21 protein-coding genes are annotated in these 22,999 nt (G+C 70.6%); 6 read left to right on the forward strand and 15 right to left on the reverse strand.

What is annotated here, in order from left to right; all coding sequences use genetic code 11:
• Positions 1-1,205: 1,205 nt before the first annotated feature.
• A complete protein-coding gene (locus CW359_RS31315) occupies positions 1,206-2,465 on the reverse strand; it encodes an amidohydrolase (RefSeq protein ID WP_105973564.1) in 1,260 nt (419 codons plus the stop codon).
• A 335-nt stretch (positions 2,466-2,800) separates the two neighbouring features.
• Between CW359_RS31315 and CW359_RS31320 the strand changes: the two genes are divergently transcribed.
• Positions 2,801-3,463: a class I SAM-dependent DNA methyltransferase gene (locus CW359_RS31320; protein ID WP_232838685.1), complete on the forward strand. Its 663-nt coding sequence runs from the start codon at positions 2,801-2,803 to the stop codon at positions 3,461-3,463.
• 196 nt (positions 3,464-3,659) lie between these two features.
• Here the strand turns inward: CW359_RS31320 and CW359_RS31325 are convergent, their stop codons facing one another.
• The 4 genes from CW359_RS31325 to CW359_RS31340 form a co-directional block, all read right to left on the reverse strand.
• Positions 3,660-4,910, reverse strand: a complete 1,251-nt coding sequence (locus tag CW359_RS31325) for a hypothetical protein (protein WP_105973565.1) — start codon at positions 4,908-4,910, stop codon at positions 3,660-3,662.
• Between the two features lie 111 nt (positions 4,911-5,021).
• Positions 5,022-5,957, reverse strand: coding sequence for an N-acetylneuraminate synthase family protein (locus tag CW359_RS31330; protein ID WP_105973566.1), 936 nt, complete (start codon positions 5,955-5,957; stop codon positions 5,022-5,024).
• 12 nt (positions 5,958-5,969) lie between these two features.
• Positions 5,970-7,289, reverse strand: coding sequence for an N-acylneuraminate cytidylyltransferase (locus CW359_RS31335; protein WP_105973567.1), 1,320 nt, complete (start codon positions 7,287-7,289; stop codon positions 5,970-5,972).
• A 65-nt stretch (positions 7,290-7,354) separates the two neighbouring features.
• The gene (locus tag CW359_RS31340; protein WP_105973568.1) at positions 7,355-8,671 is read right to left on the reverse strand and encodes a DUF6716 putative glycosyltransferase; all 1,317 of its coding nucleotides are present in this window, start codon (positions 8,669-8,671) and stop codon (positions 7,355-7,357) included.
• Positions 8,672-8,869: 198 nt separating this feature from the next.
• Between CW359_RS31340 and CW359_RS31345 the strand changes: the two genes are divergently transcribed.
• The 3 genes from CW359_RS31345 to CW359_RS31355 all read left to right on the forward strand — a co-directional run bounded on the left by CW359_RS31345 (position 8,870) and on the right by CW359_RS31355 (position 12,709).
• Positions 8,870-9,856: a glycosyltransferase family 2 protein gene (locus CW359_RS31345; RefSeq protein ID WP_105973569.1), complete on the forward strand. Its 987-nt coding sequence runs from the start codon at positions 8,870-8,872 to the stop codon at positions 9,854-9,856.
• A complete protein-coding gene (locus CW359_RS31350; protein ID WP_105973570.1) occupies positions 9,856-11,256 on the forward strand; it encodes a polysialyltransferase family glycosyltransferase in 1,401 nt (466 codons plus the stop codon). The genes CW359_RS31345 and CW359_RS31350 overlap by 1 nt, the downstream gene beginning before the upstream one ends.
• A 253-nt stretch (positions 11,257-11,509) precedes the next feature.
• Positions 11,510-12,709, forward strand: coding sequence for an acyltransferase family protein (locus CW359_RS31355; RefSeq protein WP_198655458.1), 1,200 nt, complete (start codon positions 11,510-11,512; stop codon positions 12,707-12,709).
• Positions 12,710-12,780: 71 nt separating this feature from the next.
• On the opposite strand, the gene CW359_RS31360 is transcribed toward CW359_RS31355, so the two are convergent.
• From CW359_RS31360 to CW359_RS31370, 3 genes are all read right to left on the reverse strand, one after another.
• The gene (locus tag CW359_RS31360; protein ID WP_105973571.1) at positions 12,781-14,130 is read right to left on the reverse strand and encodes a polysialyltransferase family glycosyltransferase; all 1,350 of its coding nucleotides are present in this window, start codon (positions 14,128-14,130) and stop codon (positions 12,781-12,783) included.
• Entirely contained in the window at positions 14,127-15,113 is a 987-nt protein-coding gene (locus tag CW359_RS31365) for a glycosyltransferase family 2 protein (RefSeq protein WP_105973572.1), read from the reverse strand. The genes CW359_RS31360 and CW359_RS31365 overlap by 4 nt, the downstream gene beginning before the upstream one ends.
• 124 nt (positions 15,114-15,237) lie before the next feature.
• Positions 15,238-15,921 carry a TetR/AcrR family transcriptional regulator C-terminal domain-containing protein gene (locus CW359_RS31370; protein ID WP_105973573.1) on the reverse strand — a complete coding sequence of 228 codons (684 nt, stop codon included), beginning with the start codon at positions 15,919-15,921 and terminating at the stop codon, positions 15,238-15,240.
• Between the two features lie 71 nt (positions 15,922-15,992).
• On the opposite strand from CW359_RS31370, the gene CW359_RS31375 reads away from it, so the two are divergent.
• Complete coding sequence (locus CW359_RS31375; protein ID WP_105973574.1) at positions 15,993-17,405, forward strand: FAD-dependent oxidoreductase; 1,413 nt, start codon at positions 15,993-15,995, stop codon at positions 17,403-17,405.
• A gap of 4 nt (positions 17,406-17,409) precedes the next feature.
• Here CW359_RS31375 and leuE read toward each other — a convergent pair whose 3' ends face one another.
• The 3 genes from leuE to CW359_RS45495 all read right to left on the reverse strand — a co-directional run bounded on the left by leuE (position 17,410) and on the right by CW359_RS45495 (position 18,658).
• Positions 17,410-18,060, reverse strand: a complete 651-nt coding sequence (gene leuE / locus CW359_RS31380) for a leucine efflux protein LeuE (RefSeq protein ID WP_105973575.1) — start codon at positions 18,058-18,060, stop codon at positions 17,410-17,412.
• A gap of 77 nt (positions 18,061-18,137) precedes the next feature.
• Positions 18,138-18,389: a type II toxin-antitoxin system RelE family toxin gene (locus tag CW359_RS31385; protein ID WP_157968670.1), complete on the reverse strand. Its 252-nt coding sequence runs from the start codon at positions 18,387-18,389 to the stop codon at positions 18,138-18,140.
• Positions 18,386-18,658, reverse strand: a complete 273-nt coding sequence (locus CW359_RS45495; protein WP_157968671.1) for a type II toxin-antitoxin system Phd/YefM family antitoxin — start codon at positions 18,656-18,658, stop codon at positions 18,386-18,388. Before CW359_RS45495 ends, CW359_RS31385 begins: the two co-directional genes overlap by 4 nt.
• A gap of 211 nt (positions 18,659-18,869) precedes the next feature.
• Between CW359_RS45495 and CW359_RS31395 the strand changes: the two genes are divergently transcribed.
• Positions 18,870-19,655 (forward strand): L,D-transpeptidase family protein, encoded by a 786-nt coding sequence (locus CW359_RS31395; protein ID WP_232838686.1) that lies wholly within the window; start codon positions 18,870-18,872, stop codon positions 19,653-19,655.
• A gap of 328 nt (positions 19,656-19,983) precedes the next feature.
• Here CW359_RS31395 and CW359_RS31400 read toward each other — a convergent pair whose 3' ends face one another.
• The 4 genes from CW359_RS31400 to CW359_RS31415 form a co-directional block, all read right to left on the reverse strand.
• Positions 19,984-21,183 (reverse strand): hypothetical protein, encoded by a 1,200-nt coding sequence (locus CW359_RS31400; RefSeq protein WP_105973578.1) that lies wholly within the window; start codon positions 21,181-21,183, stop codon positions 19,984-19,986.
• Positions 21,183-21,845, reverse strand: coding sequence for an RNA polymerase sigma factor (locus CW359_RS31405; RefSeq protein ID WP_105973610.1), 663 nt, complete (start codon positions 21,843-21,845; stop codon positions 21,183-21,185). The genes CW359_RS31400 and CW359_RS31405 overlap by 1 nt, the downstream gene beginning before the upstream one ends.
• Before the next feature lie 290 nt (positions 21,846-22,135).
• Positions 22,136-22,321, reverse strand: a complete 186-nt coding sequence (locus CW359_RS31410) for a hypothetical protein (RefSeq protein ID WP_105973579.1) — start codon at positions 22,319-22,321, stop codon at positions 22,136-22,138.
• Positions 22,318-22,926 (reverse strand): RNA polymerase sigma factor, encoded by a 609-nt coding sequence (locus tag CW359_RS31415; RefSeq protein ID WP_105973580.1) that lies wholly within the window; start codon positions 22,924-22,926, stop codon positions 22,318-22,320. The genes CW359_RS31410 and CW359_RS31415 overlap by 4 nt, the downstream gene beginning before the upstream one ends.
• Positions 22,927-22,999 lie beyond the last annotated feature (73 nt).

Raw genomic sequence — 22,999 nt, forward strand, 5'->3', positions numbered from 1 at the left:
GCGCGTAGAAAGGGAGGGGAACGGGGTTGTGGAAGGCCGTTATCGATTCGTGCCGAGGGGGGTTACGTTTGCCCACGCAGGGTTACGACGGAGTGAAACAAAGGGACGAAGGGTCCCGGAAGGGACCCACTCCGAACTTCGACCGCCGCCCCCTCCCCGACGGTTCCGAATCCGCCCGACGGTCCGCCGGCCCGACGCCCGGGCCGCATGGCGCCGCTCGGCATCGACTGCTCGGCAGCGGGCGCGGCGGCGCGGCGGGGGCGCCGCGAAGATGACATTGGCGATAGCCCGGACAGCACCCCGGCCCTGCCCGGCGGATCAGACGCGGGCCGACGGCGCCCAGCGCGGCAGCGCCGCATGCGGGACGGGACGACAGGGAGCCTGCCCGACGCCCGGGCCGCACGGCGGCAACGCAATCGGTCGCTCTACGGCAGGCGTACCGGCGTAAGCCTGCATGGGGCTGTACGTCACGTCCCGCCCCTGCCCGGCGGAGCCCGCCCGGGCCACGAGCCGGCGACGACAGCCACAGCAGCACCGCGACCCGAAGCCGACCCGACCCGGACGGCACGCACCAAGCCCTGCCCGACCTGTCACGCCCGGACCGCACGGCGGCGATGCCATCAGCCGCCCCACAGCAGGCGCCCTGGCGCAAACCTGCACAAGCCTGTACGTCACACCCCGCCCCTGCCCGGCGAATCACACCCGGGCCACGAGCCGACGACGACAGCCACAGCAGCACCGCGACCCGAAGCCGACGCGATCCAGACGGCACGCACCAATCCCTGCCCGACCTGTCACGCCTCGGCCGCACGGCGGCGACGCAATCAGCCGCCCCACAGCAGGCGCGCTGGCGCAAACCTGCACAAGCCTGTACGTCACACCCCGGCCCTGCCCGGCGGATCAGGCGCGGGCCGACGGCGACACCGTCGCGCGGCGGCGATGCCGTCAGCGCCTTCGCGGCGGACGCACCGGCCCCGCGACCAGAAAGCCGACCGCCCTCGGACGGCAGGCCGACGGTCCCCGCCGCAGGGCGGCGATGCCGTCAGCCTCTCCACAGCGGACACGTCGGCCGCCCGAGCTGGAGCCCGCCCCATCCAGACGGCCGGCACACCCCGAGCCCTGCCCAGCGGGTCACGCCGCGAACGCGGGGCCCGGCGCGTTCCCGAAGGGGGCCGCCGTCGTCGCGCTCACCGGCGTCAGCCCTGCTAGCTCCGTCGTGCCTCAAGCAGCGCCGCCGCCGTGAACAGTTCCACGCCGACCTTGATGGCGTGCTCGTCGGCGTCGAAGTCGCCCTGGTGGAGGTCTCGTACGCCTCGCTCGCCCGGCCTGCGGACGCCCAGGCGGGCCATCGCGCCGGGGATCTGTTCCAGGTACCAGGAGAAGTCCTCGCCGCCGAGGCTCTGTTCGGTGTCCTCGATGGTGTGGGCGCCCAGGCGGGCCGTCATCGCCTCGCGCAACAGCTCTGTCGTCACCGGGTCGTTGACGACCGGCGGTACCCCGCGCACGTAGTTGATCTCGGACTTGGCGCGGTACAGGTTGGCGATCTCGTCGATGGCCGCGTGGACCAGGTCGGGGGCCTGGTGCCAGGCCTCCAGGTCGAGGCAGCGGACGGTTCCGGAGAGTTCGGCGTGCTGCGGGATCACGTTGCAGGCGTGCCCCGACTCGATCCGGCCCCAGGTCACCGCGAGCCCGCTGCGGCCGTCCACGCGCCGGGCGACGAGCGCGGGCACGTCCGTGGCGACCCGGGCGGCGGCGGTGACCAGGTCGGTGGTGAGGTGCGGGCGTGCGGTGTGGCCGCCGGCGCCGTCGAGGGAGACCTCCAGGCGGTCGCAGGCGGAGGTGATGGGGCCGTGGCGCAGCCCGATCCGCCCGGCGTCGACCTTCGGGTCGCAGTGCACGGCGATGATCCGCCCGACCCCGTCGAGCACACCGCACTCGATGGCGTCCGTGGCGCCGCCGGGCAGGATCTCCTCGGCGGGCTGGAAGAGCAGCCGGACCGGGCGCGGGAGCCGGCCCTGCTTGTGCAGTTCGGCGAGGACCAGGCCGGCGCCGAGGACCACGGTCGTGTGGATGTCGTGGCCGCAGGCGTGGGCCCGGTCGGGCACGGTCGAGCGGTACGCGCACTCACTCTTCGTGTCCGGGATGGGCAGCGCGTCGATGTCCGCGCGCAGCGCCAGCATGGGCGGAACGGTTCCGCTGTCCCGCCCCTCGGGGTCGGTTCCGAGGTCGCCGGTGTCACCGATGTCACAGATGAGGCCGGTTCCGATGGAGAGCACGCGCGGCTTCAGGCCCGCCTTCTCCAGCCGTTCCTTGATCGCGGCGGTGGTGCGGAACTCCTGGTTGCCCAGCTCCGGGTGCATGTGCAAGTCGCGCCGGAACATGACCAGTTCGGCGCGCAGCGCCTCCGGCAACGTGCCGGGAAGCGCGGCTTCCCCGGGGAGATCGACCTCGGACTCTGGCGACATCAGACTGTTCACCCTTTGAAGGGTAGGACGCCCGGGCGGTCAACTGACCCACGATCAACAAAAGTTCAACCTGTTAGGGGAAGAAAATCTGACCACCGGAGGCATATTCGTGCACGGGGATGGGTAAACTCGCCCGCCTTTCCGGCTGATTCGGATCATGAGGGCACTTTCCGGGCACCCATGTCCGTCCAGCCCCTCCAACGATGCCACGCCGACGATCGCCCCGCCGGTTCCGTCCACCCACCGAAACGGCCACGGTCACAGCACATGAACACTCGCCGTCGCCCACGGGAACGCCCCCTCGCCCGCACCGGGCCCCGGTAACGTGCACCCCCGTGACCGCCACGACCCATGACTTCCTCCACGCCACCCGCGCGTCCTACGACGCCATGGCCGCCGACTACACAGAGCGATACGCGGACCACTTGGCGGACCTCCCCCTGGACCGCTCCCTCGTCTCCGCGTTCGCCGAACTGGTCCGGGCCCAGGGCTCCGCGCCCGTCGCGGACATCGGCTCCGGGCCCGGCTACGTGACCGCGAGACTGCACGCCCTCGGCGTCCCGGTGTTCGGCGTCGACCTGTCGCCGCGCATGGTGTCGCTGGCCCGCCGGGCCCACCCCGAACTCCGGTTCCACGTCGGCTCGATGACGTCCCTGGACCTGCCCGACGAGACCCTGGGCGGAGTCCTCGCCCTCTACTCGATCATCCACGTCCCGGACAGCGACCTCCCCACGGTGTTCACGGAGTTCCACCGCGTCCTGGCCCCCGGCGGCCACGTCCTCCTCGGCTTCCAGGCGGGCCCCGACGACAGCCACCTCCACCTCGCGGAACGCTTCGGCCACGAGATGTCCCTGGACTACTGGTTCCGTACGCCGGACAGCGTCGCCGCACTCCTGACCAAGGCGGGCCTGACCGTGCAGGCGCAAACGATCCGCGAACCCCACGAGGACGAGACCCGCCAGCGCGCGTTCCTGCTGGCGCGCAAGCCGGTGGGGTAACCCTCCGGGGGCGGGGAAGCGGGCCGCGCCGCCCGCGCCCGCCTCTGGGCGCGGGGCCCCGCGACAACACGCCCGGCCGCCCCGGAGCCCGGCCCGGCCGAGAACCGGCTGCGCCTCGCGGAGAGCTCGCGAAGAAGCCCCTCGGCACGCGACGAACAGCGGGAGACCAGGTACCGAAGCAGTGGGGCAACGGGCGTCAGCCCGTCGCCTTCGCCTCCCTCACCGACTGCTCCGGCTGGTCCGACTCCGTCGACACCCGCTCCACGTCCCGCGCCGATCCCGTCACGCCCGACAGGAAGCCCTGTGCCCTCGGGGACGCGTTCGCCGTCAGCCAGGCCGGGTCGATGTCGCAGACGGCGACCTTGACGTCCGTACCGGCCAGGGCCAGGGGGAGGGTGTGGACCACCGTCGAGGGGAAGCTCAGGATCGTACGGCCGATGGGGCCCCTGCGGGCGATCAGTTCCAGGGGGAGGTCCGGGCGGACCACCTCAAGGCCCGTGCAGGCGGCCAGGTCGTGGAGTTTCTCGGGGCTTTCGCGGCGGTGGGCGAAGTAACGCGTCACGCCGTGGGTCTTGGCGAGGGTGCGGACCGCCTCGCGGTAGCTGTCGGCGTCCACCACGCCCGTCTCCACCAGGGAGGTGCCCACCATGTCGGCGCCCTCGGAGATATGCGGGGGGCCGAAGCGGGAGCGGGTCCAGGCGAAGTCGTTGGAGGTGACCTCGACGCCCTTCGGGGTGTCCTCGATCGGCATGGACGAGAAGATCTCGACCCTGCGCCTGCCGCCCGGGGTCAGTCTGCGGCGGGCCTTCGACGACACCGGGATGAACAGCAGGTCCCGCGCGCCGGGGCGCTGCGACTTGCGGTGCCAGCGCACCAGGCGTTCGCCGCGCGCCAGTTGGGAGACGAACTCCATGGTCGCCGTGCCGTCGTCGACCACGACGAGGTCACGGGCCTTGGTGATGTTGAGAAGTACTTGTACGTAGCGGGAGAACGGGTCTCCCATCACGATGCGCCGCGTGCGGCGCAGGAGGGGGGCCAGGCCGCCGATCGTGCGGAACGGGGCCGAGGTTCCGGCCCGCGCGTCCTCCCAGCGGACCTCGTGGCCCTCCTCGCGGGCGAGTTCGGCCATGCGGCGCAGCTGGCCCCGGGTCATCGGGTCGACCGGGGAGAGGACCACCAGGGTCAGTCCGCCGACCGCCGGTTCCCGGTCCCGGAGTACCGTCGGGCGGTTCTGGCCCTTGCGCCAGCGGCGTGTCGCCTGTCCGGGGACCCGTGCCGCGAATTTTCCCTTTTTGCGGGCGGGAACGGCCGACGCCGGACCGCCGGCCCCCTCCGGGCTGAGCGCGTGCGCATGCACATGCGCCCATTCCAGCACGTTCAGGAGCTGGACCGGGCTCTCGACGAAGGCGAGAGTATGGGGGCCGGTGGTACCGGCGCGTGGGCTCATCGACGTACGACCGTCGCTTCCGTGAGTACGGACTGGGGAATCCGCTGGACGACAGTGGTCACCGGACAGTGGTCACCGGCTCGCGCCGGTGGGGCCGCTGAGTGGTGCTGATCAGGCGGTGACGGGCTCGCCCGCGGCAGCCGCGATCTCGGCGTCGGCGATGACGCCGGAGACACGACGGAGCTTCTTCATCGGGCCGATCTCGGACTCGTAGACCTTCTTGACGCCGTCGCCGAGGGACTCCGAGATGATCCGGATGTCACGGACGAGGCGGGTCAGGCCCTGCGGCTCGACGGAGGCGGCCTGGTCGGAGCCCCACATCGCGCGGTCGAGGGTGATGTGACGCTCGACGAAGGTGGCGCCGAGGGCGACCGCCGCGAGGGTGGTCTGCAGGCCGGTCTCGTGGCCGGAGTAACCGATCGGGACGTTCGGGTACTCCTTCTCCAGCGTGTTGATGACGCGGAGGTTCAGCTCCTCGGCCTTCGCCGGGTACGTCGACGTCGCGTGGCAGAGCAGGATGTTGTCGCTGCCCAGGACCTCGACCGCGTGACGGATCTGCTTCGGGGTGGACATACCCGTCGACAGGATGACCGTACGGCCGGTCTTGCGCAGGGCGACGAGCAGCTCGTCGTCCGTCAGGGACGCGGAGGCGACCTTGTGGGCCGGGACGTCGAAGTTCTCCAGGAACGCGACGGCCTCGGTGTCCCACGGGGAGGCGAACCAGTCGATGCCGCGCTTCTTGGCGTGCTCGTCGATCTTGCGGTAGTCGTTCTCGTCGAACTCCACGCGGTGGCGGTAGTCGATGTAGGTCATGCGGCCCCAGGGGGTGTCGCGCTCGATGTCCCACTGGTCGCGCGGGGTGCAGATCTCCGGGGTGCGCTTCTGGAACTTGACCGCGTCGCAGCCGGCTTCGGCGGCCACGTCGATCAGCTTGAAGGCGTTCTCAAGGTCACCGTTGTGGTTGATGCCGATCTCGCCGACGATGTAGACGGGCTGACCGGGGCCGGCGGTCTTCGAACCGAACGAGCGCAAGCGGGTGGAGGTCATTCTGGGGGTTCCTTACTTCTTGTTGAGGGGGTCGAGAGAGGGGCCGAGGATCCAGCTGGCGATCTCTCGGATCGCGCCGTCGCCGCCTGTGACGGTGGTGACCGCGCGTGCGGCGCCGCGCACAACGTCGTGGGCGCTCGCGACCGCCACGGGCCAGCCCACCAGGGCGAAGCACGGGAGGTCGTTGACGTCGTTGCCGACGTAGAGCACGCGCTCCGGCGCGATGCCCTGCTCCTCGCACCACTGCTTCAGCGCGAGGTCTTTCCGGTCGATGCCGTGCAGCACGGGCAGCTGTAGCTTCCGTGCGCGGGCGGCGACGACCGGGTTCTGTTCCGAGGACAGGATCAGCATGCGCAGGCCGCTCTTGCGCAGCGCGGCGATGCCGAGTCCGTCGCCGCGGTGCACGGAGACGAATTCCCGTCCTTCGGAGTCGATCAGCACCCGGTCATCGGTCTGGGTGCCGTCGAAGTCGAGTACGACCGCGTCGATGTCGTCGGCGGTCGGGAGGGCGCCGGGGCGTTCCGCGTCGAAGAGCGTCGCGAGGGCCCGGGCGCGGGCGAGGTCGTGCGGGTCGTCGATCTCCAGCACGCGGGCCGGGTCGGTGCGCACGGGTTCGGTGTGACCGAAGAAACGGTGCTTCGACTTACGGAAGCCGGTGGCGTCCATCGCGTAGACGGCGCCGGTCTCCAGCAGGTCCTGGGGGCGGTCCTGGCGGCGGGGCCGGAAGGACTTGTCGTGATTCACGCCATAGCCGCCGCCGACGGTCACCGTCTCCGTCGTGGTCACGGTGTCGGTGCCGCCCTCGACGGCCGCGCTCTCGCCGGGCGCGGGCTGCGGGTCGTCGGCCGCGTCGCGCCAGATGAAGCCGTGGAAGGGGGCGACGGTCAGCGCGCTGTCCGCGCCGTTGTTCACGACCGCGCCGACGACGCCGTCGACGTCCTCGCGGATGATGAACGGGCTGGTGCACTGCACGAGCAGCACCACGTCGACCTTGGCGTTGTGCAGCGTCTCGTGGGCGTCCATGGCGTGCAGGACGGCGGCCTCGGAGGTCGCGGTGTCACCGGCGATGGCGGCGGGACGCAGCACGACCTCGGCGCCGGCCTGGCGGGCCGCGGCGGCGATGGCCTGGTCGTCGGTGGAGACGACGACGTCCGTGACCAGCTTGGCGGCGAGGCACTCGCGCACCGCGCGGGCGACCAGCGGGACCCCGCCGACCGGCAGCAGGTTCTTCGCGGGTACGCCCTTGGAGCCGCCTCTCGCGGGGATGACCGCGAGCACGCGGGGCCGCGCGGTCGCTCGGCCCGCTTGCGGGTTGGACTCCGGCTTGGACATTGCCTGTACTCCTTGACGCTCTTCGCGTGCTTGACGTTCGTGTGCCTGACGGGGAACCCGGTCGGTCACAGCTCCCCCATGCGCCGGATCACGGGCGCGACGCGCTGCACGCCGTGCCGGTAGGCGCCGCGGGCCGCGCGACGCACGATCTGCCGCACCGCTCCCGGCTCCTTGTCGGCGGCCGGGGCTCCGGGCAGCGGAACGCCGTCGGGGCCGAGGTGGTGCCGAGCGAGAATACCCGGCAAATATCCGGGAGCCGTCATCGGTGTGTAGTACGGGGCCAGGGGCGGAAGCTTCGAGGATCCCAGAAGACGGTCGATCCTGTCGCGTGCGGCGTCGAAGGCCGTCTCGTACGAGCCATCGGCCGCGACACCTTGCCGAGCCACCCAGTCCGTGTCCGGAACCGGCTGGTGACCGGCGTCCAACTGCTCCCAGGAGGCGAGGCAGCCGGAGCCGACGAAGTGGTGGTTGCCGAGCGCCTCGCGCACGCCGAGGTCGCTCAGCACGACGGTCGGGATGGAGCGGTGCAGGGACTCGAGCGCGGCCGTCGAGCTGACGGTGACCAGCAGGTCCGTGCGGTCCAGGACCTCGCCCATGTGCCCGTAGACCAGCTTGAAGTTGGGCGGAAGGTCGGCGCGCTGGGCCAGTTTCTGGTAGGGCAGTTCCTCGATGTGCGTGGTGTGCTCGCCGGGCTTGGAGCGCAGCTTGAGCAGCACCTCGCGCTCGGGGTGCAGCTTCGCGTGCTGCACGAGCCGGTCGAGGAGATACGTGCGGTCCTTGCGGCTCTCCGGGACGGAGGGCTGGGCGGCGAACACCACGGTGTACGGGTGACCATGCTCACCTGTGTATGCCGAACCGCCGAGAAAGGGGAGTGCGACTTCGGTCACAGCGGACGAATCGGCGCCGACTCCGTCGTACACGGCCTTGAAACGGTCGGCGTCCTGGCGGGAGTTCGCGAGGACCAGGTCGGCGCCGTGGCGCAGCAGGAGACCGTCGGCGAGCTTCTCGTAGACGACGCCGACGTAGCCGGTGACGACGACGGGGCGCAGGGCGGTCTCGTCCCACACGTGTCCGAGGCCGTGCAGCATCGCCTGGACGCCGCCGCCGACCAGGGCGAGCACGAGGATGTCGTACGGCTCCTCCTGGTCCATGGCCCGCAGGAACTCAAGGGCGGTCACTTCGCGCAGGGAGTCCGCCTTGACCCCTACCTCCTGGAGCTGGCGGGCGGTGGGGGTGGCCCGGCCTCTGAGGAGGTAGCCGTCAAGATGAATGTCCGAATTATCAGGAGAAATACGGCTGGCAGTGAGCGCACCCCATTTCCACCGAGTGTCGGAATCGGCGAGGACGGCAACCCTCATGGGGCTCGTGGTACTGGCTGGCACGCCCAAGACCTTAAGCCGACATGGGGGGCTTCCGCCGAATCCGGGGGCAACAAAGGGTTAACAAAAGGTCGCGTCGGCTTGAATCAAGACGTCAAACGTGCAGAAACCCCCTTGATTCACCGGCCGGACACATGTAGTTCACCCGACATCAAACCCCGGGTAAAGTGAGACCACCGGAGAGGCTCTAACCTCGGACGCGTGGTCAAGCTCTCCGTCATCGTGCCGTTCTACAACGTGCAGCAATACGCGCCCGACACTCTGAAGAGTCTGCGCGCCAACGCGCGCGACGACTTCGAGTTCATCCTCGTCGACGACTGCTCTCGCGACGAGACTCCGGACATCCTCGCGCGCGCAGAGCGCGAGCTGCCGGGCGCCGTGCTGGTCAGCCACGAGAAGAACGGAGGCCTGGCCACCGCCCGCAACACCGGTATCGACAAAGCGCGTGGCGAATACCTCACGTTCCTCGACGGCGACGACTGGCTCGCCCCCGGCTATTTCCCTCAACTCCTCGCCGCTATTGAGGAGTTGGGCTGCGATTTCGTTCGTACCGACCATGTGCAGTGCACAGGCAACAGGCGCGCGATCCACCACGTCCCACACGGCCGACGCGGGGTGGTGATGTCGCCGAGGGACGCGATCCTGCCCACCGACCGCTCCACCTCCGTCGACTACGCCTATGCCTGGGCGGGCATCTACCACCGCCGGCTCGTCGACCGCGGAATCCTGCACTTCACCGACGGGCTGCGTACGGCGGAGGACCGGCCGTGGATCTGGAAGCTGCACCGGGAGGCGGAGTCGTTCGCCGCCGTCGGGCTGCTCGGCGTCTTCTACCGGCGTGGGGTCGCCTCCTCGCTCACCCAAATCGGTGATGTTCGCCAACTCGACTTCATCCGGGCCTTCGACCAGGTCATCGAGGAAACGGCCCGCGACCCCGAGGCCGATAGGCTGCTGCCCAAAGCAGTGCGCACCTACTGCGCGATCATGGCTCATCATCTCGGAGCGATCGAGAGGTTCGAACCCGCCGTGGCCCGAAAACTGCGCTCGCTGAGCGCCGCCGCGCTGAAGCGGATGCCGCAGGACGTCCTCGCGGAGGCCATCGACTCGATGGACGTCCAGCGGGCCAACCGGCTGCGGAAGGTGCGGCGCAGGCCCGTCTCCGCGTCCGCCGGGACGGTGTCCGTCTGATGGCCGGCAGCATTCCGAAGCCCAGCGGCAACCGGACCCGTACGACTCGGATCTACTGCGCGTCGACGCTGTACGGGGCCGCCACGCTGGCCGCCGCCATGGACGCCGGGCTCTTCGAGCCGGCCGACCGCCGCATCCTGCTGCTCACCAACAACGCGGCCAACCCCGAGATCACCCCCGGGGTCGACGCGATGTCCGGTTTCGACCGGGTGAGCGCGCGGTTCGACGAGGTCCTGTCCTGGAACGAGACGATCGCCCCCTTCCACCCCAGCGGCTGGGGCCCGCGCGCCGACGACGTCCCGCTGTGGGAGCGGCATCTGCGGCTGCTGTGGAACCTCGGTGCCGACAACATCGAGCTGGTCGTCGAGTCCGTGCAGGTCTACCCGGCGCTCGCGCTGTGCCAGCTGTTCACCGGCGCCCCCGTCGACGTCTACGCGGACGGCCTCATAAGTTATGGCCCCACACGCGAGAAGATCGACGCGCTGGTGGGCACCCGTATCGGGCGCCTGCTGCACCTCGACCTCGTCCCGGGCCTCACCCCGCTGCTGCTCACCGAGTTCGACGTGCCCGCCGAACTGGTGCCGTCCGAGGCGTTCCTGAAGGTGCTGGGCGAACTCGCCGAGGCCGAGCCGGAGACGGATCCTGAGACGGCGAAGCTCCCCGCCGGGCAGCCCGCGCTGCTGCTCGGCCAGTACCTCTCCGCGCTGGGCATCCTCACCCCGCACGAGGAGGAGGAACTGCATCTGCGTATGGTGCGCGGCGCCGTGAAGGCCGGGCACCGCTCGCTGGTCTTCAAGCCGCACCCGACAGCGCCGACCGCCTGGTCGGGCTCGCTGGAGGTGGAGGCGAAGAAGCTCGGCGCCGAACTCACCGTCCTGGACGGGCCCGTGCTCGCCGAGGTCCTCTTCCAGCGGCTGCGCCCCGCGCTGGTCGTCGGCTGCTTCTCCACCGGCCTGTTCACGGCGGCGGGCCTGTACGGCCTCCCGGTCGCCCGGGTCGGCACGGACACCGTCCTGGAGAAGATCGCGCCGTACCAGAACAGCAACCGCGTACCGCTGACCATCGTGGACGCGCTGCTGCCGGACCTCGCGGACGCCAAGGCCGTGCAGAAGTGGTCGCTGCCGTCCGAGAAGCAGGTCGGCAAGACGCTGTCCGGGCTGCTCAAGGCGATCGGCTTCTGCATGCAGCCCCGGATCTACCCGAGGCTGCGTCCGGAGGCGGAGACGTATCTCTCCAAGCACCTCACCGAGCAGACCTGGCGCTACTTCAAGCGCCGCCGGCTGACCTCGCTGGCGCTGCCCGGCGCGCTGCCGTCCCAGCTGTCGTTCATCCCGCGCAACGCGACCGTGCGCCGGATCGCGCGCCGGGCACGGGCGTTGAGCAAAACGGTGAAGCGGTGACAACGGGCCCCGCGGGCATCTAATCTGCCGAACGCGTCGCCACCGATTCGTATACGGACCACATACGGAGACGGGTGGCGGCGCGTTGGCGTGCGCGCAACCTTCGAGTGCGTGCATACGTCAATGAGCTGACCGGTTATTCATCCGTGAGAGTTCTGTGCTACCTCTTTGGGTTGCTCCTGACTCTCCTGGTTACCGTCGATGAGTCAGCTTCGCTTCCCCCCTTCTTGTCCCCGCTGCGAAAGGCCACCCGATGACCGCGGCCGACCAGACCATGGCACCCCCGCTCCCGGCTCCGCCGCCGGGTCCGCGGTCCGGGAGTGCCGAAGCGGCCGTCCCGCCCTCCGCCGAGGGCAAGAAGGCCCGGCCGGTCAGTCGGCTCAGGGCGCTGGACGGACTGCGGCTGGTGGCCGCGCTGATGGTCTGCATGTACCACTTCGCCGGCAAGAACGGCACGGTCGCCGAGTCCTGGAACCAGTCGCCCGGTGTGATGTTCCCGACCCTGTCCCAGTTCGCCACCTACGGCAGCCTCGGGGTGCAGTTCTTCTTCGTCATCAGCGGCTTCGTGATCTGCATGAGCAGCTGGGGCAAGACGCTGGGCGACTTCTTCCGCTCGCGCATCGCGCGCCTCTACCCGGCTTACTGGGTGGCGCTCGTCATGGTCACCGCCGCCTCGTTCCTGATGCCGGTGGTCGTGCACCATGTGCGCGCCGACGAGTTCCTGCTCAACTTCACGATGATGCAGCAGCCGCTGGGCAGCTCGCGCGTCCTGGGCGTGTGCTGGACCCTCTGGGTCGAGCTGAAGTTCTACGTACTGTTCGCGCTGTTCGTGGTCTGGAAGGGCGTCACCTACCGCCGGGTGGTGACCTTCTGCATCCTGTGGACGCTGGCCGGCGCCTTCGCCCGGGTCGCGGACAACCCGCTGATCTCCGAGCTGACCTTCCGCGACCACGCCCCCTTCTTCATCGGCGGCCTGGCCCTGTACCTGATCCACCGCTACGGCAGCGACCTGCTCCTGTGGGGCATCGTCGGCATGTCGTTCCTGCTGGGCCAGCGCTACTCGGTGACGGCCCTGTGGCACCCGGGCGCGCAGGGCGACTTCGTGCGCAACCCGTACGTCATCCAGGGCATCGTGCTGCTCGCCTTCGCGTCGGTCGCGGTGGTCGCACTGGGCTGGACCCGCTGGGCGAACTGGAACTGGCTGACGATCGCGGGCGCGCTGACGTACCCCTTCTACCTGATCCACGAGCACCTGGGCTGGTTCTTCATCCGGATCCTGCACCGCGGCTGGGGCCTCGACCCCTACCTGACGATCCTCGCGTCGGTGGCGGGCCTGCTGTCGCTGGCCTGGCTGATGCACAGGTTCATCGAGCGGCCGTTCGGGTCGCGGCTGAAGCGGACGATGACACTGCAGTCGAAGCAGCTGGGCGAGAAGCTGAAGCTGTCGATGTGAGCTGAGTACGTGAGAGGGCCCGGGGTCGGTATCCGACCCCGGGCCCTCTCACGTTCCGTATCCGTGTCCCGTCAGGACTGTGCCGCCCTGATCCGCTTCACGACCTTGCGGACCGTCGGGTTGCGCCGCAGCGTCTCCGCGCGGACCGTGCTGCCGCCGGGGAGGCGGAGGCTGGTCAGGCGGCGGCGCTTGAAGTAGTGGGCGTTCTCCGACAGATGGGTCGACAGCCAGACGGCCACCTCTTCGCGCAGCTGCGAGTGCTTGCGGGACTGCATGCAGTACCCGACCGCCTTCACCAGCGGCTCCAGGCGCGCGACCAGCCCCGGATCGTCGGACGGCACGCCGATGCTGGACGCGAGGTCGCGTTCGGCGTTGGGCAGGGCCGCGTCGATGATGGTGAGCGGGATGCGGTTGCTGTTCTCGTAGGGCGTGATGGCGTCGAGGAGCGACTCCGTGCCGACCCGGGCGACCGGGATGCCGTAGAAGGTCGCGGCGGTCATCAGGGCGGTGGAGAAGCAGCCGACGACCAGTTGCGGCTTCAGGTACGCGAACACCGTCTCGGCGAGCACCGGTTCGTTGAGGACGCTCAGGTGCACGCCGAGGTCCGTGGCGGCGGTCTGCAGGGACGTGGAGTACGCGGCCGGGGCGCTCGGGTGCGGCTTGAACAGGACGGCGGTGTGGCCGGCCTTGGCCGCGGCCCGGAGCATCCGGACGTGCAGCTCCTCCTCTTCCTCCTGGGTGATGAGGTTGATGGCGGACAGGTACTGACCGAGGAGCACGGCCGTCGGACGGTTCTCGGCCGGGATACGGGCGGCGAGCAGGTCGAAGCCCTGCTCCCCGATCTCGTTGAGGACCTCGACGATCGGCTCGTTCGGGATCGGCACCGGCTCCACGCCGTACTCGGCGAGCAGCAGGGGCCGCAGTCCCGGTATGAGGTCGAGGTGCAGAACCCGGGCGATACGGCTGCTCATGCCGTGCGGGATGCGGTTGCGGGTGGGGCCGTAGCTCATCAGGCCGTCCGCGTACACGTGGATCGGGCTGTCGGCGAAGATCTCGGCGACCGCGCGGGACGGGTTCGCCTGGATCGACTCGCAGGCGATCTCGACGGGCTCGTCACCGAGGTTCCAGGCCAGTCGTACGGCCTTCTCCCACATGATCGCGTCCTGCGCGCGGGGGGACCAGCCTGCCGGGTGGTGCGGGGAGATGAACTCGTTCCAGGAGCGCACCTCGTCGAACTCGGGGCGCAGCTTCTCGAAGCCGGCCATCCGGTCGAGCGGGGTACCGACCTCCGGGATGGCGGCCGTGTTGCTGACGACGAGGATGCGGCGGTGGTCCTCGCGCGGGCCGAAGAGGTCGGCGCGGAGGGCGGCCGTGACGGTCGCCGCGGCGTACTGCGTCGCCGAGAAGAAGATCTGGATCATGCCGCGATTCCCTTCATGCCGCCGCGCACGCGCCGCAGCAGATGGACGCGTTGCTCGCCCATCCCGATGAGGGCGGCCTGCAGCTCGTCCTCGGACATCTTGTTCAGTGCGTCGGCGCTCATCTGCCGCAGCTTGGCGGCGGTGGGCCGGTCGAAGCGGCTGCGCTGGAGGAGCTGGTGCGCGATGACGACGCAGTAGTTGCGCAGCGCCTTCTTGCGCAGCAGCCCGACCTCGGGGTCGCTGGCGAGTTCGGCGAGTACGAGGTCGAAGGACCGGAAGAAGTCCAGCTGGCGGACGTCACCGATCTGGGTGAGCGAGGTGGTGACGCCACGGCGGTAGAAGACCCCGCGCAGGCTGGCGGTGACGTAGGACTCGGCCCTGCGGTGCAGGTCCCAGATCCAGGGGCGGTCCTCGGCGGTCTTGAGGCCGTCGTGGAAGCGCAGCATGCCCTTGTCGAGGAGGCGGCGGTGGTAGACGCCGGCCCAGGCGTAGGGGTAGTCGACCATCGTGGTGTCGTCGACCGGGAGGATCGAGGTGCGCGGGTCCAGCGGGACGTTCCGACGGCCCTCGGGCGCCCGGTGGACGGCCCGCTCGATGCCGGTGACCTGTACGTGGTCGGTGCGCACGAAGTCGACGTCGTGGCGCCGGATGACGTCGACGAGGTCCTTCAGATAGCCCGGGGCCAGCCAGTCGTCGCCGTCGAGGAACGTGATGTACGTGCCCTCGGAGGCGTCGATGCCGGTGTTGCGGGCGGTGGCCAGGCCGCCGTTCTGCTCGTGCCGGATCACCCTGCCGTTCTTCAGCCGCTTCGTCAGTTCCAGCAACGCCTCGTAGGTCTTGTCCTTCGTCGAGCGGTCCTCGACGAAGATGAACTCGAAGTCGTCCTGGTCGTTGTTGACGAGACTTGTCACGGTGTCCGAGACATAGGTCTCGATGTTGTAACAAGGTACGACAATGGACAGTATCGGGGGACGGTTGGTCACGCGCACACCTGGGCTCTCTCAGCTGCAGATTCCGCGACAGTAAGAGTTATTCGGCGCCGGAAGTCAACTCGGTCCCGCCCGGACATCACTCGAAAGATGAGGGCCGGGCCGCGCTCACACCGCATCACGACGAATTCCCGTACGTCATTCCGTACGTCGCCCCGATTCCTGCGAGCACCAGCCGCAACCCTTCCTCGAACTGTCGGTCGTAGTCCTGGAAGACCTCGGCGCCGGCCGCGGCCGACAGGGGAAAGTCTGCCATCCGCCGGGCCCGCTCCTCGACGTCGTACCCCTCACGGCGCTCACCGGGCAGTGGCTGCACGCCCTGCTCCTCCGTGACGAAGCCGATCGTGTAGACGTACGCCGTCATGCTCGCGCGGACGGCCTGGGCGGTGGTGAAGCCCGCGTCGACGAGGCAGCGGAGGTTCGCCTCCATCTGGACGGCGTGCTCGACGCCGGTGAAACGGGAGCCGCTGAACACCTTGGCGCCGTCGCGGTAGCCGAGCAGGGCGTCGCGCAGTCCGTGGTTGACGGCGAGGAGCCGCTCGTCCCAGGGGACCTCGGGGCCGGGGGCCGGACCGGCGACCATGCGCCGGTACATCTCGGTCGCCATCTCGTCGAGCAGGGCCTGCTTGTCCTTGAAGTGCCAGTACAGGGCGGGTGCCTTGACGTCCAGCTCCTTGGCGATGGCCCGCAGGGTGAGGCCGTCGAGACCGACCTCGTTGAGGAGCTTCAGGGCGGTGTCGGCGACGCGTTTGCGGTCGAGGGGGGCTCGGCGTTCGGGTCGCCCCGATGGATCCGTACTCACGCTTGACAACTTAACACCGTTAAGTCCACCCTCGGAGGGCAGGGTCACTTAACAACATTAAGGAGATAGTCGTGATGACTGACGTACTGATCGTGGGCGCGGGGCCCACCGGACTGGCACTCGCCGTGGACCTCGCGCGGCGCGGGGTGGACGCGGTGGTCGTGGAGCGGGCCGAGGGGCTGTTCCCCGGGTCGCGGGGCAAGGGGCTCCAGCCGCGCACGATGGAGGTCTTCGAGGACCTCGGGGTGCTGGACGCGATCCGGGCGGCCGGGGGTCCGTACCCGGTCGGGATGATCTGGCAGGACGGGAAGCGGGCGGGTGAGCACCGGATGTTCGACCCGGCGGAGGCCGGCGAGGACTCTCCCTTCGGCGCCGAGCCGTGGATGGTGCCGCAGTGGCGGACGCAGGAGATCCTGTTCGAGCGGCTGACGGAACTGGGCGGCGGCGGGCGGGTGTTGTTCGGCCGGGAGGTCGTGGGGCTCGACCAGGACGCGGAGGGCGTGACGGTCGCCTTCGCGGCGGGTGCGCCGGTGCGGGCGCGGTACGTGGTCGCGGCCGACGGTGGCCGCTCGACGGTCCGCCGGGCGCTCGGGATCGGGATGACGGGCGAGACGGTCGACCCGAACCCGATCCTGGTGGCGGACGTCCGGATCAGGGGCCTGGACCGCGACAACTGGCACGTGTTCCCACCACAGGGTGAGGGCTCGGGCTTCATGGCGATCTGTCCGCTGGCGGGGACGGAGGACTTCCAGCTGGTGGCGCAGTTCCCGGAGGGGGAGCACCTGGACGTGTCCCTGGAGGGCATCCGCAAGGTGGCCGCCGCGCGCTCGCACCTCGCCCCCGAGGACGTGACGGAGGTCCGCTGGGCCTCCGACTTCCGGCCGAGGGCGGCCCTCGCGGACAGCTTCCGCGCCGGCCGGGTGTTCCTCGCCGGGGACGCGGCGCACGTCCACTCCCCCGCCGGGGGCCAGGGCCTGAACACCAGTGTCCAGGACTCGTACAACCTGGGGTGGAAGCTGGGCGTAGTACTCAGGGGTGATGCGCCGGAGTCACTGCTGGCGACGTACGAGGAGGAGCGCCGGGTGATCGCCGCGCGGATGCTCGGCATCTCGACGGGCGTGCACCGGGGCGAGATCAGGCGCGGCGAGGCGACCCGCCAGCTCGGCCTCGGCTACCGCGACTCGTCCCTGACGACGGAGACCCGCCCGTCCCCCGGCCCGGTACGGGCGGGCGACCGAGCCCCGGACGGCACGGTGGACGGCGTACGCCTCTTCGACGCGTTCCGGGGCCCGCACTGGACCCTGCTGACGGTGGGCACGGCGACACCCGTGCCCCTGCTGCCGGTCCCGACGGTCCGCCTGGCCTCGTACGAGGTGTACGGCACCGGGGTGTTCCTGGTCCGCCCGGACGGTTACGTCGGCTGGGCGGGGGCGACGGCGGAGGGGCTGCGGGAGTACGCGGAGGGTGTGGGCGCCCTGGGTTAGGGACTCAGACGCTGCTGGCCAGCGACAGCTTCACGGCGAAGCCGATGAAGAGCGCGCCCGCCGCCGAGGTCGCCCCTGCCGACAGGCGCCTCCGGCGCCGGAAGGCGGCGGCCAGCCTGGTCCCGCCGAATATGAGCGCGGTGAGATAGAGGAAGCTCGCGAGCTGGGCGAAGGCGCCGAGGACGACGAAGGAGACGGCCGGGTAGGCGTAGCCGGGGTCGACGAACTGCACGAAGAAGGCGACGAAGAACAGGATCGCCTTGGGGTTGAAGAGGCTGATGACGAGGGCCCGGCGATAGGGCCGCTCGTCGGCGCCGACGGGCACGTCCTGGGCCTCGGCCTCGTCCCGCCGCGTGCGCCACATCGCCCAGGCCGCGCGCAGCATGCCTATCGCGAGCCAGGTCAGATAGCCGGCTCCGGCGTATTTCACGATCCCGAACAGCAGGGCGTTCGCCTGGAGCAGCGAGGCGACCCCGGCCGCGGAGAGGGTCATCAACACGGCGTCCCCGCACCAGACGCCCGCGGCGGCCCGGTATCCGACGCGCACGCCTCGGCGGGCGGCGACGGAGAGGACGTAGAGGGAGTTGGGGCCGGGGAGCAGGACGATCAGGATCAGGCCGGTGAGATACGTGGGGAGGTCAGTTACGCCGAACATGGGGCGAGTGTCGCACGGGGGTACGACACTCCGGGTTGGGAATTCGCCGGGTGGGCGACGGCAGGGGATCCGCTGTCTCAGGCGACCCGGCCCACCTTGACGACATGGACGGTAACGGTGACGTCGTCCGGTCGGTACAGCACGCGCCAGGCTCCGACAGACATCCGGTAGTAGCCGGATCCGCCCAAGGCGCGCGCTCCCTCCGGCCTGGGCGAGTCGCCCAGCTCCCGGACCGCTGCCATGCATGCCTTCGCCCCGATGGGGTCGAACTGGCGGAGGCGGCGTAACTCGCCCATCGCGCCGTCCTCCCACACCACCGTATGGCTCACTGTTCGGCCTGCCGGTCCTCGTGCTCCAACTGGGCCGCGAACTCTTCGTGCGTCATGGACGGCCCCGTTGGAGCCGCTTCACGGGCACGCGCCAGCGCGATGTCGGCCTCGTCCCGGAGACGCTCGAGTTCCTCCAGTTCCCCTATCGGGACGAGCGCCGCCGCAGGCTTGCCGTACTCGCTGATCAAGATGTGTTCGCCGCCGTGCCGCACTCGGCCGACAAGCTGTCCGAGCTGGTTGCGGGCTTCCACGAGTGGATACGTGTCCATGCAAGAACTGTACACACCCGCCGCACCGTACGGTGTGCCAAATGTCAGGCTGCCGCCGTACGCCGGTTCGACGGGTAGTTCCGACTCCGACTCCCGGGTCGTCGTGGCCGCCTCCGCGTAACTTGGACGGGGTACAGGGGATGAGTCTGGGGGGTCCGGTTTGCGTATCACGGGCATGCGAAAGGTGATTTCCGCTGCTCTCGTCACTCTCATGGCTATTGCCGTGGGCGGCTGCACCGTGCAGACCACCGACCCGGACGGGAAGCCCCGGGCGCCCGTGCACATCGAGGTGTCGCGTCCGCCCGCCACCGCTCCCGCCACGCCCACGCCCACGCCGACAGCGGCGCCCAGGAAGGCCGCCGCCGCCGTCGTGCTCTGGTCGCGCGGTGACAGCGGGCGGGATGTGCGGGAGCTGCAGGCCCGGCTGCGGCAGGTCGCCTGGTTGTACGACGGGCCGACCGGGTCGTACGACGATCTGACCGAGACCGCCGTCAAGGGGTTCCAGGGCAAGCGCGGGCTGCCACGCACCGGGAAGACCGACACCGTCACCTGGCAGCGGCTGCTGCGGATGACACGCGAGCCGGGGCAGTGGGAGCTGTTCCTGATGGGCGGGCAGCCCGCCGCCTATCCCGACCCGCGCTGTCTCCAGGGGCGGGTGCTCTGCATCAGCAAGACGAGCCGCACACTGCGCTGGATGGTCGACGGGCGGACCGTGTCGACGGTGGCCGTGCGGTTCGGCAGCCAGTACACGCCGACCCGGGAAGGCGTCTTCAGCGTCTACTGGAAGTCACGCCACCACGTCTCGACGCTCTACGACTCCCCCATGCCCTACGCGATGTTCTTCAGCGGCGGCCAGGCGGTCCACTTCTCCGCCGACTTCGCGGCCCGTGGCTACGGCGGCGCCTCGCACGGCTGTGTGAACATCCGGGACGAGCTGGCGATCGCCTCGATCTTCGCCCAGGTGAGCACCGGCGACAAGGTCGTCATCTACTGGTGAGGCGGGGGTCGTCGCCGGAGTCGTCACGGCGGTCGTCGCGAGAGATGGGGCGCGGACGGGACCGGGGGAACGTGTCCCGCCCGCGCCAGGTGCACGAGCCGTAGGTACGGGGGGAACCCCGGCTCTGTGCGAGGAACCGATGACCAGTCGGCTCACTGTCTACTGCGTCGGCGCCGCCGAAAATGTCACACCCGGCACGCGGGAAGTTTGAGCGGGCGCGTTTTCGCAGGTCGGCGTGGTGCGGTGCGGTCAATCGCGGCGCACACCAAGGAAGGGTTCCGCCGAGATGTGGCGGAGTGCGGGCGGGGTGCGGCGGGTGTACTGACGCTCAGGTCGCCGTCGGCAGCGGGAGGATGCCGTACGACGGGTCCTCGGGGGCCGGTGCCGGGGCGTCGTCCGCCGGTGCCGCCGCCTTGAGGGCGACGAAGGCCGTCGGTGCGGGCGTCGGCTGCGCGGCGGCCCGGCCTCCGTGGCCCTGGCCGTTGCCGATGCCGTTGCCGCCTCCGGCACCCGCGCCCGTACCCGCACCTGCACCCGCCCCGGTGCCCGTGCCGGTTCCGCCGCCCTGGCCGTCGCCCTTGCCGTCGTCGCCGCCCGTACCGCCGGGGCCGCCGCTCTGGTCGCCGCCGGCCCCCGCGCCCGCACCGGCACCCGTGTCCGCGTTCGAGCGGGCGGTCGGTTCGGCCTTCAGGGTGTCCTCGCAGTACTGCGACACCTTCTGGGAGCCCTTGGCCGCCTCCTCCAGGGCCCGTCTGCGCTCCGCCTCCAGCTTCTTGCCGCTGCGCATGTCACGGCAGGACGAGGCGAGTCCGCTGCGCCAGCCTTCGGGCAGGCCCAGGTCGGAACGGTCCGTCCCCTGGTCGCCGTCGGCCGAGCCGTCCGGCGCCACCCCGGCCCCGCCGGTGCCCCTGTCGACGGAACCTCCGGTCGTGCTGTCGGGCCTGAGGGACGGGACGCCCTTGCCCCGGGAGCCGTCCGGCGAGGGCGAGGCCTGCATGGGGTCGCGCGACTCGGCGGCCGAGACGGTGGCGGCGGGGCGGCCGGGCGCGTCCCCGCGGAAGGGGTTCGGCAGGACCCCGGCGCCCGCGGCGACCGCGACCGAGCCGACCATCCCGGCTGCGAACGCGGCACTGAGCCCGAGGCGCAGCGGACGGCCCCAGCGGGCGGGGCGGGAACCGCTCTTCCGGGAGGCCGCGCCAGGACGCCCGAAGCCGCCCACCCGTACCAGGCCCATGTCCCGGTCCAGCTCTCGGTCCCGGCCGGGCTCCGTGGCCAGGCCGGTCGCGCCGACCGGGTCCGCCGTCGGGCGGGACTTGCGGAAGGCGGCCAACGCGGCGGCCTCGCCCGGGAGTTCGCTGTCGTGCGGCGGGGTGTCAAGGGAGAGGGCGCCGAGGGTCTTGGCGAGTCGCTCGGCCTGGTCGCGGACCTCGGGTTCCGCGGACGCGAGTGAAGCCTCCAGCGGCTCGCCGCTCAGCAAACGCTCCGCCGTAGCGCGGTCCAGCCACCCGTACCGGTCGTCGTCGGCCATCACATGTCCTTCTGCGTCCGCGAACGCGAATGCGTCACACCGGCCGACGTCACCGCACGTCCGTGCGGTTCCCGTGGCAGTGGCAGCGCGTCGAGCGCGACGGTCGCCTCGGGGTCCGCCCCGAGCAACTCCGCGAGCCGTTTCAGTCCGCGGTGCGCCGCCGTGCGTACCGCGCCGGGGCGCTTGCCGAGGGTCTCGGCGGCGGTCTTCGCGTCGAGACCGACGACCACGCGCAGCACGACGGCCTCGGCCTGGTCCTGCGGCAGCTGGGCGATGAGGGAGAGGGTGCTGTCGGTGGCCAGGGACTCCATGGCCTCGACCGCCGTGTCGGAGTCGGCGGCCCGCCCGGACAGTTCGGTCTCGTCGCCGACTGTCACCGGGCGGCGCCCGCGCATCCGTATGTGGTCCAGTGCGCGGTTGCGGGCTATTCGCGCGGCCCAGCCACGGAAGCGGTCGGCGTCGCCGCTGAACCGGTCCAGGTCACGGGCGATCTGCAGCCAGGCCTCGGACGTCACGTCCTCGGCGTCCGGGTCGCCGACCAGCGTCCGTACGTACCCCAGCAACCGTGGGTGCACCGCGCGGTACACAGTCCGGAACGCGGTCTCGTCCCCGGTCTGTGCCGCAAGCACCGCGGTGGTCAGCTCCGCGTCGTCCCCCTGCACCGAGCGCACCTCAAGATCTCAGTGGATGCAGTTGCCTGTCGTCCGCAGCCTTCAGCGAAAGGCACGTTACGGCGTGAAACCGCTGCTCGTCCATGTCCGTACAACGTGCAACCAACCCGTGATGCGCGGAGGCCGCAGCTGAGGGTGTGACAGAAAACGCACGCGCGGCGCTGTAGGAGATACGGGCCGCCGCGCGGCCCGTGCCGCGCGACGGCCGGGGCCTCTCCTGTGGGGGGTGGCGGCTCCGGCCGTTGCCATCGGCGGTACGGAATCTGCCGTCGGCCGCCCGTTCACCGCCAGTCGTCCTGTCGCCGGGTGCGTGCCGTCTTGTGCGCTCCCGCGTCCCTGGCCAGCAGAAACGCGGCGATCGCCGCCCGCTCCCCGGCCCCGGCGCCCTCGCGCAGAGCGGCTGCGAGCAGCCCGGCCAGTTCACGTTCCCGGGCCGGTCGGCCGCCTGTCCTGTCGTCGGCGTTCATGTCGGATCCCCCACATCGCCCACATCCCCCAGATCCCTCAGTTGCCGCGCGAGGCGCTTCAGGCCCCGGTGCGCGGCCGTACGTACCGCGCCGGGGCGCTTCCCGAGCACCCGGGCGGCGGTGGTGGCGTCGAGACCGACGACCACGCGGAGCAGGACCGCCTCGGCCTGATCACGCGGGAGCCCGGCGACGAGACCGAGGGCGTACTCCGTGGAGAGGGTCTCCAGGGCCTGGTCCGGGGTGCTGTACGGACCGGGCAGTTCCAGTACGTCGTCTTCGAGCGCCGTCCCCCGAGGCCGTACCCGTCTTCGGCGCAGCAGGTCGAGGGCGCGGTTGCGGGCGATGGTCGCCGTCCAGCCGCGGAAACCGGCGCCGTCGCCCTTGAACCGGCCCAGGTCACGGGAGATCTCCAGCCAGGCGTCGGAGGCCACGTCCTCGGCCTCGTCGCCGACGAGGCCGCGCAGATAGCCGAGGAGTCCGGGCTGCACCAGCCGGTACGCGACCGCGAAGGCGGCCTCGTCACCGTCCTGGGCCCGCGCCACGGCATCGCCCAACTCCTCGTCGTACACCTGTACTCGGCGGGGTTCCCGTCGTCCCTGGCCCAAGCGCTGTCCTCCCATGGGCAACTGCGTCCCGGGGCGCGGAAACGTCACAGCCGGCACCCAGCCGGGACTGCGG

The sequence above is a fragment of the Streptomyces geranii genome (assembly GCF_002954775.1).
Lineage (GTDB): Bacteria > Actinomycetota > Actinomycetes > Streptomycetales > Streptomycetaceae > Streptomyces > Streptomyces geranii.

What these genes read in the sequence shown, in the direction of transcription:
- CW359_RS31315 (WP_105973564.1), bottom strand. Translation starts at nt 2,465, where the DNA reads ATGTCGCCAGAGTCCGAGGTCGATCTCCCCGGGGAAGCCGCGCTTCCC.
- CW359_RS31325 (WP_105973565.1), bottom strand. Translation starts at nt 4,910, where the DNA reads ATGAGCCCACGCGCCGGTACCACCGGCCCCCATACTCTCGCCTTCGTC.
- CW359_RS31330 (WP_105973566.1), bottom strand. Translation starts at nt 5,957, where the DNA reads ATGACCTCCACCCGCTTGCGCTCGTTCGGTTCGAAGACCGCCGGCCCC.
- CW359_RS31335 (WP_105973567.1), bottom strand. Translation starts at nt 7,289, where the DNA reads ATGTCCAAGCCGGAGTCCAACCCGCAAGCGGGCCGAGCGACCGCGCGG.
- CW359_RS31350 (WP_105973570.1), top strand. Translation starts at nt 9,856, where the DNA reads ATGGCCGGCAGCATTCCGAAGCCCAGCGGCAACCGGACCCGTACGACT.
- CW359_RS31355 (WP_198655458.1), top strand. Translation starts at nt 11,510, where the DNA reads ATGACCGCGGCCGACCAGACCATGGCACCCCCGCTCCCGGCTCCGCCG.
- CW359_RS31360 (WP_105973571.1), bottom strand. Translation starts at nt 14,130, where the DNA reads ATGATCCAGATCTTCTTCTCGGCGACGCAGTACGCCGCGGCGACCGTC.
- leuE (WP_105973575.1), bottom strand. Translation starts at nt 18,060, where the DNA reads ATGTTCGGCGTAACTGACCTCCCCACGTATCTCACCGGCCTGATCCTG.
- CW359_RS45495 (WP_157968671.1), bottom strand. Translation starts at nt 18,658, where the DNA reads ATGGACACGTATCCACTCGTGGAAGCCCGCAACCAGCTCGGACAGCTT.
- CW359_RS31395 (WP_232838686.1), top strand. Translation starts at nt 18,870, where the DNA reads ATGGCTATTGCCGTGGGCGGCTGCACCGTGCAGACCACCGACCCGGAC.
- CW359_RS31400 (WP_105973578.1), bottom strand. Translation starts at nt 21,183, where the DNA reads ATGGCCGACGACGACCGGTACGGGTGGCTGGACCGCGCTACGGCGGAG.
- CW359_RS31410 (WP_105973579.1), bottom strand. Translation starts at nt 22,321, where the DNA reads ATGAACGCCGACGACAGGACAGGCGGCCGACCGGCCCGGGAACGTGAA.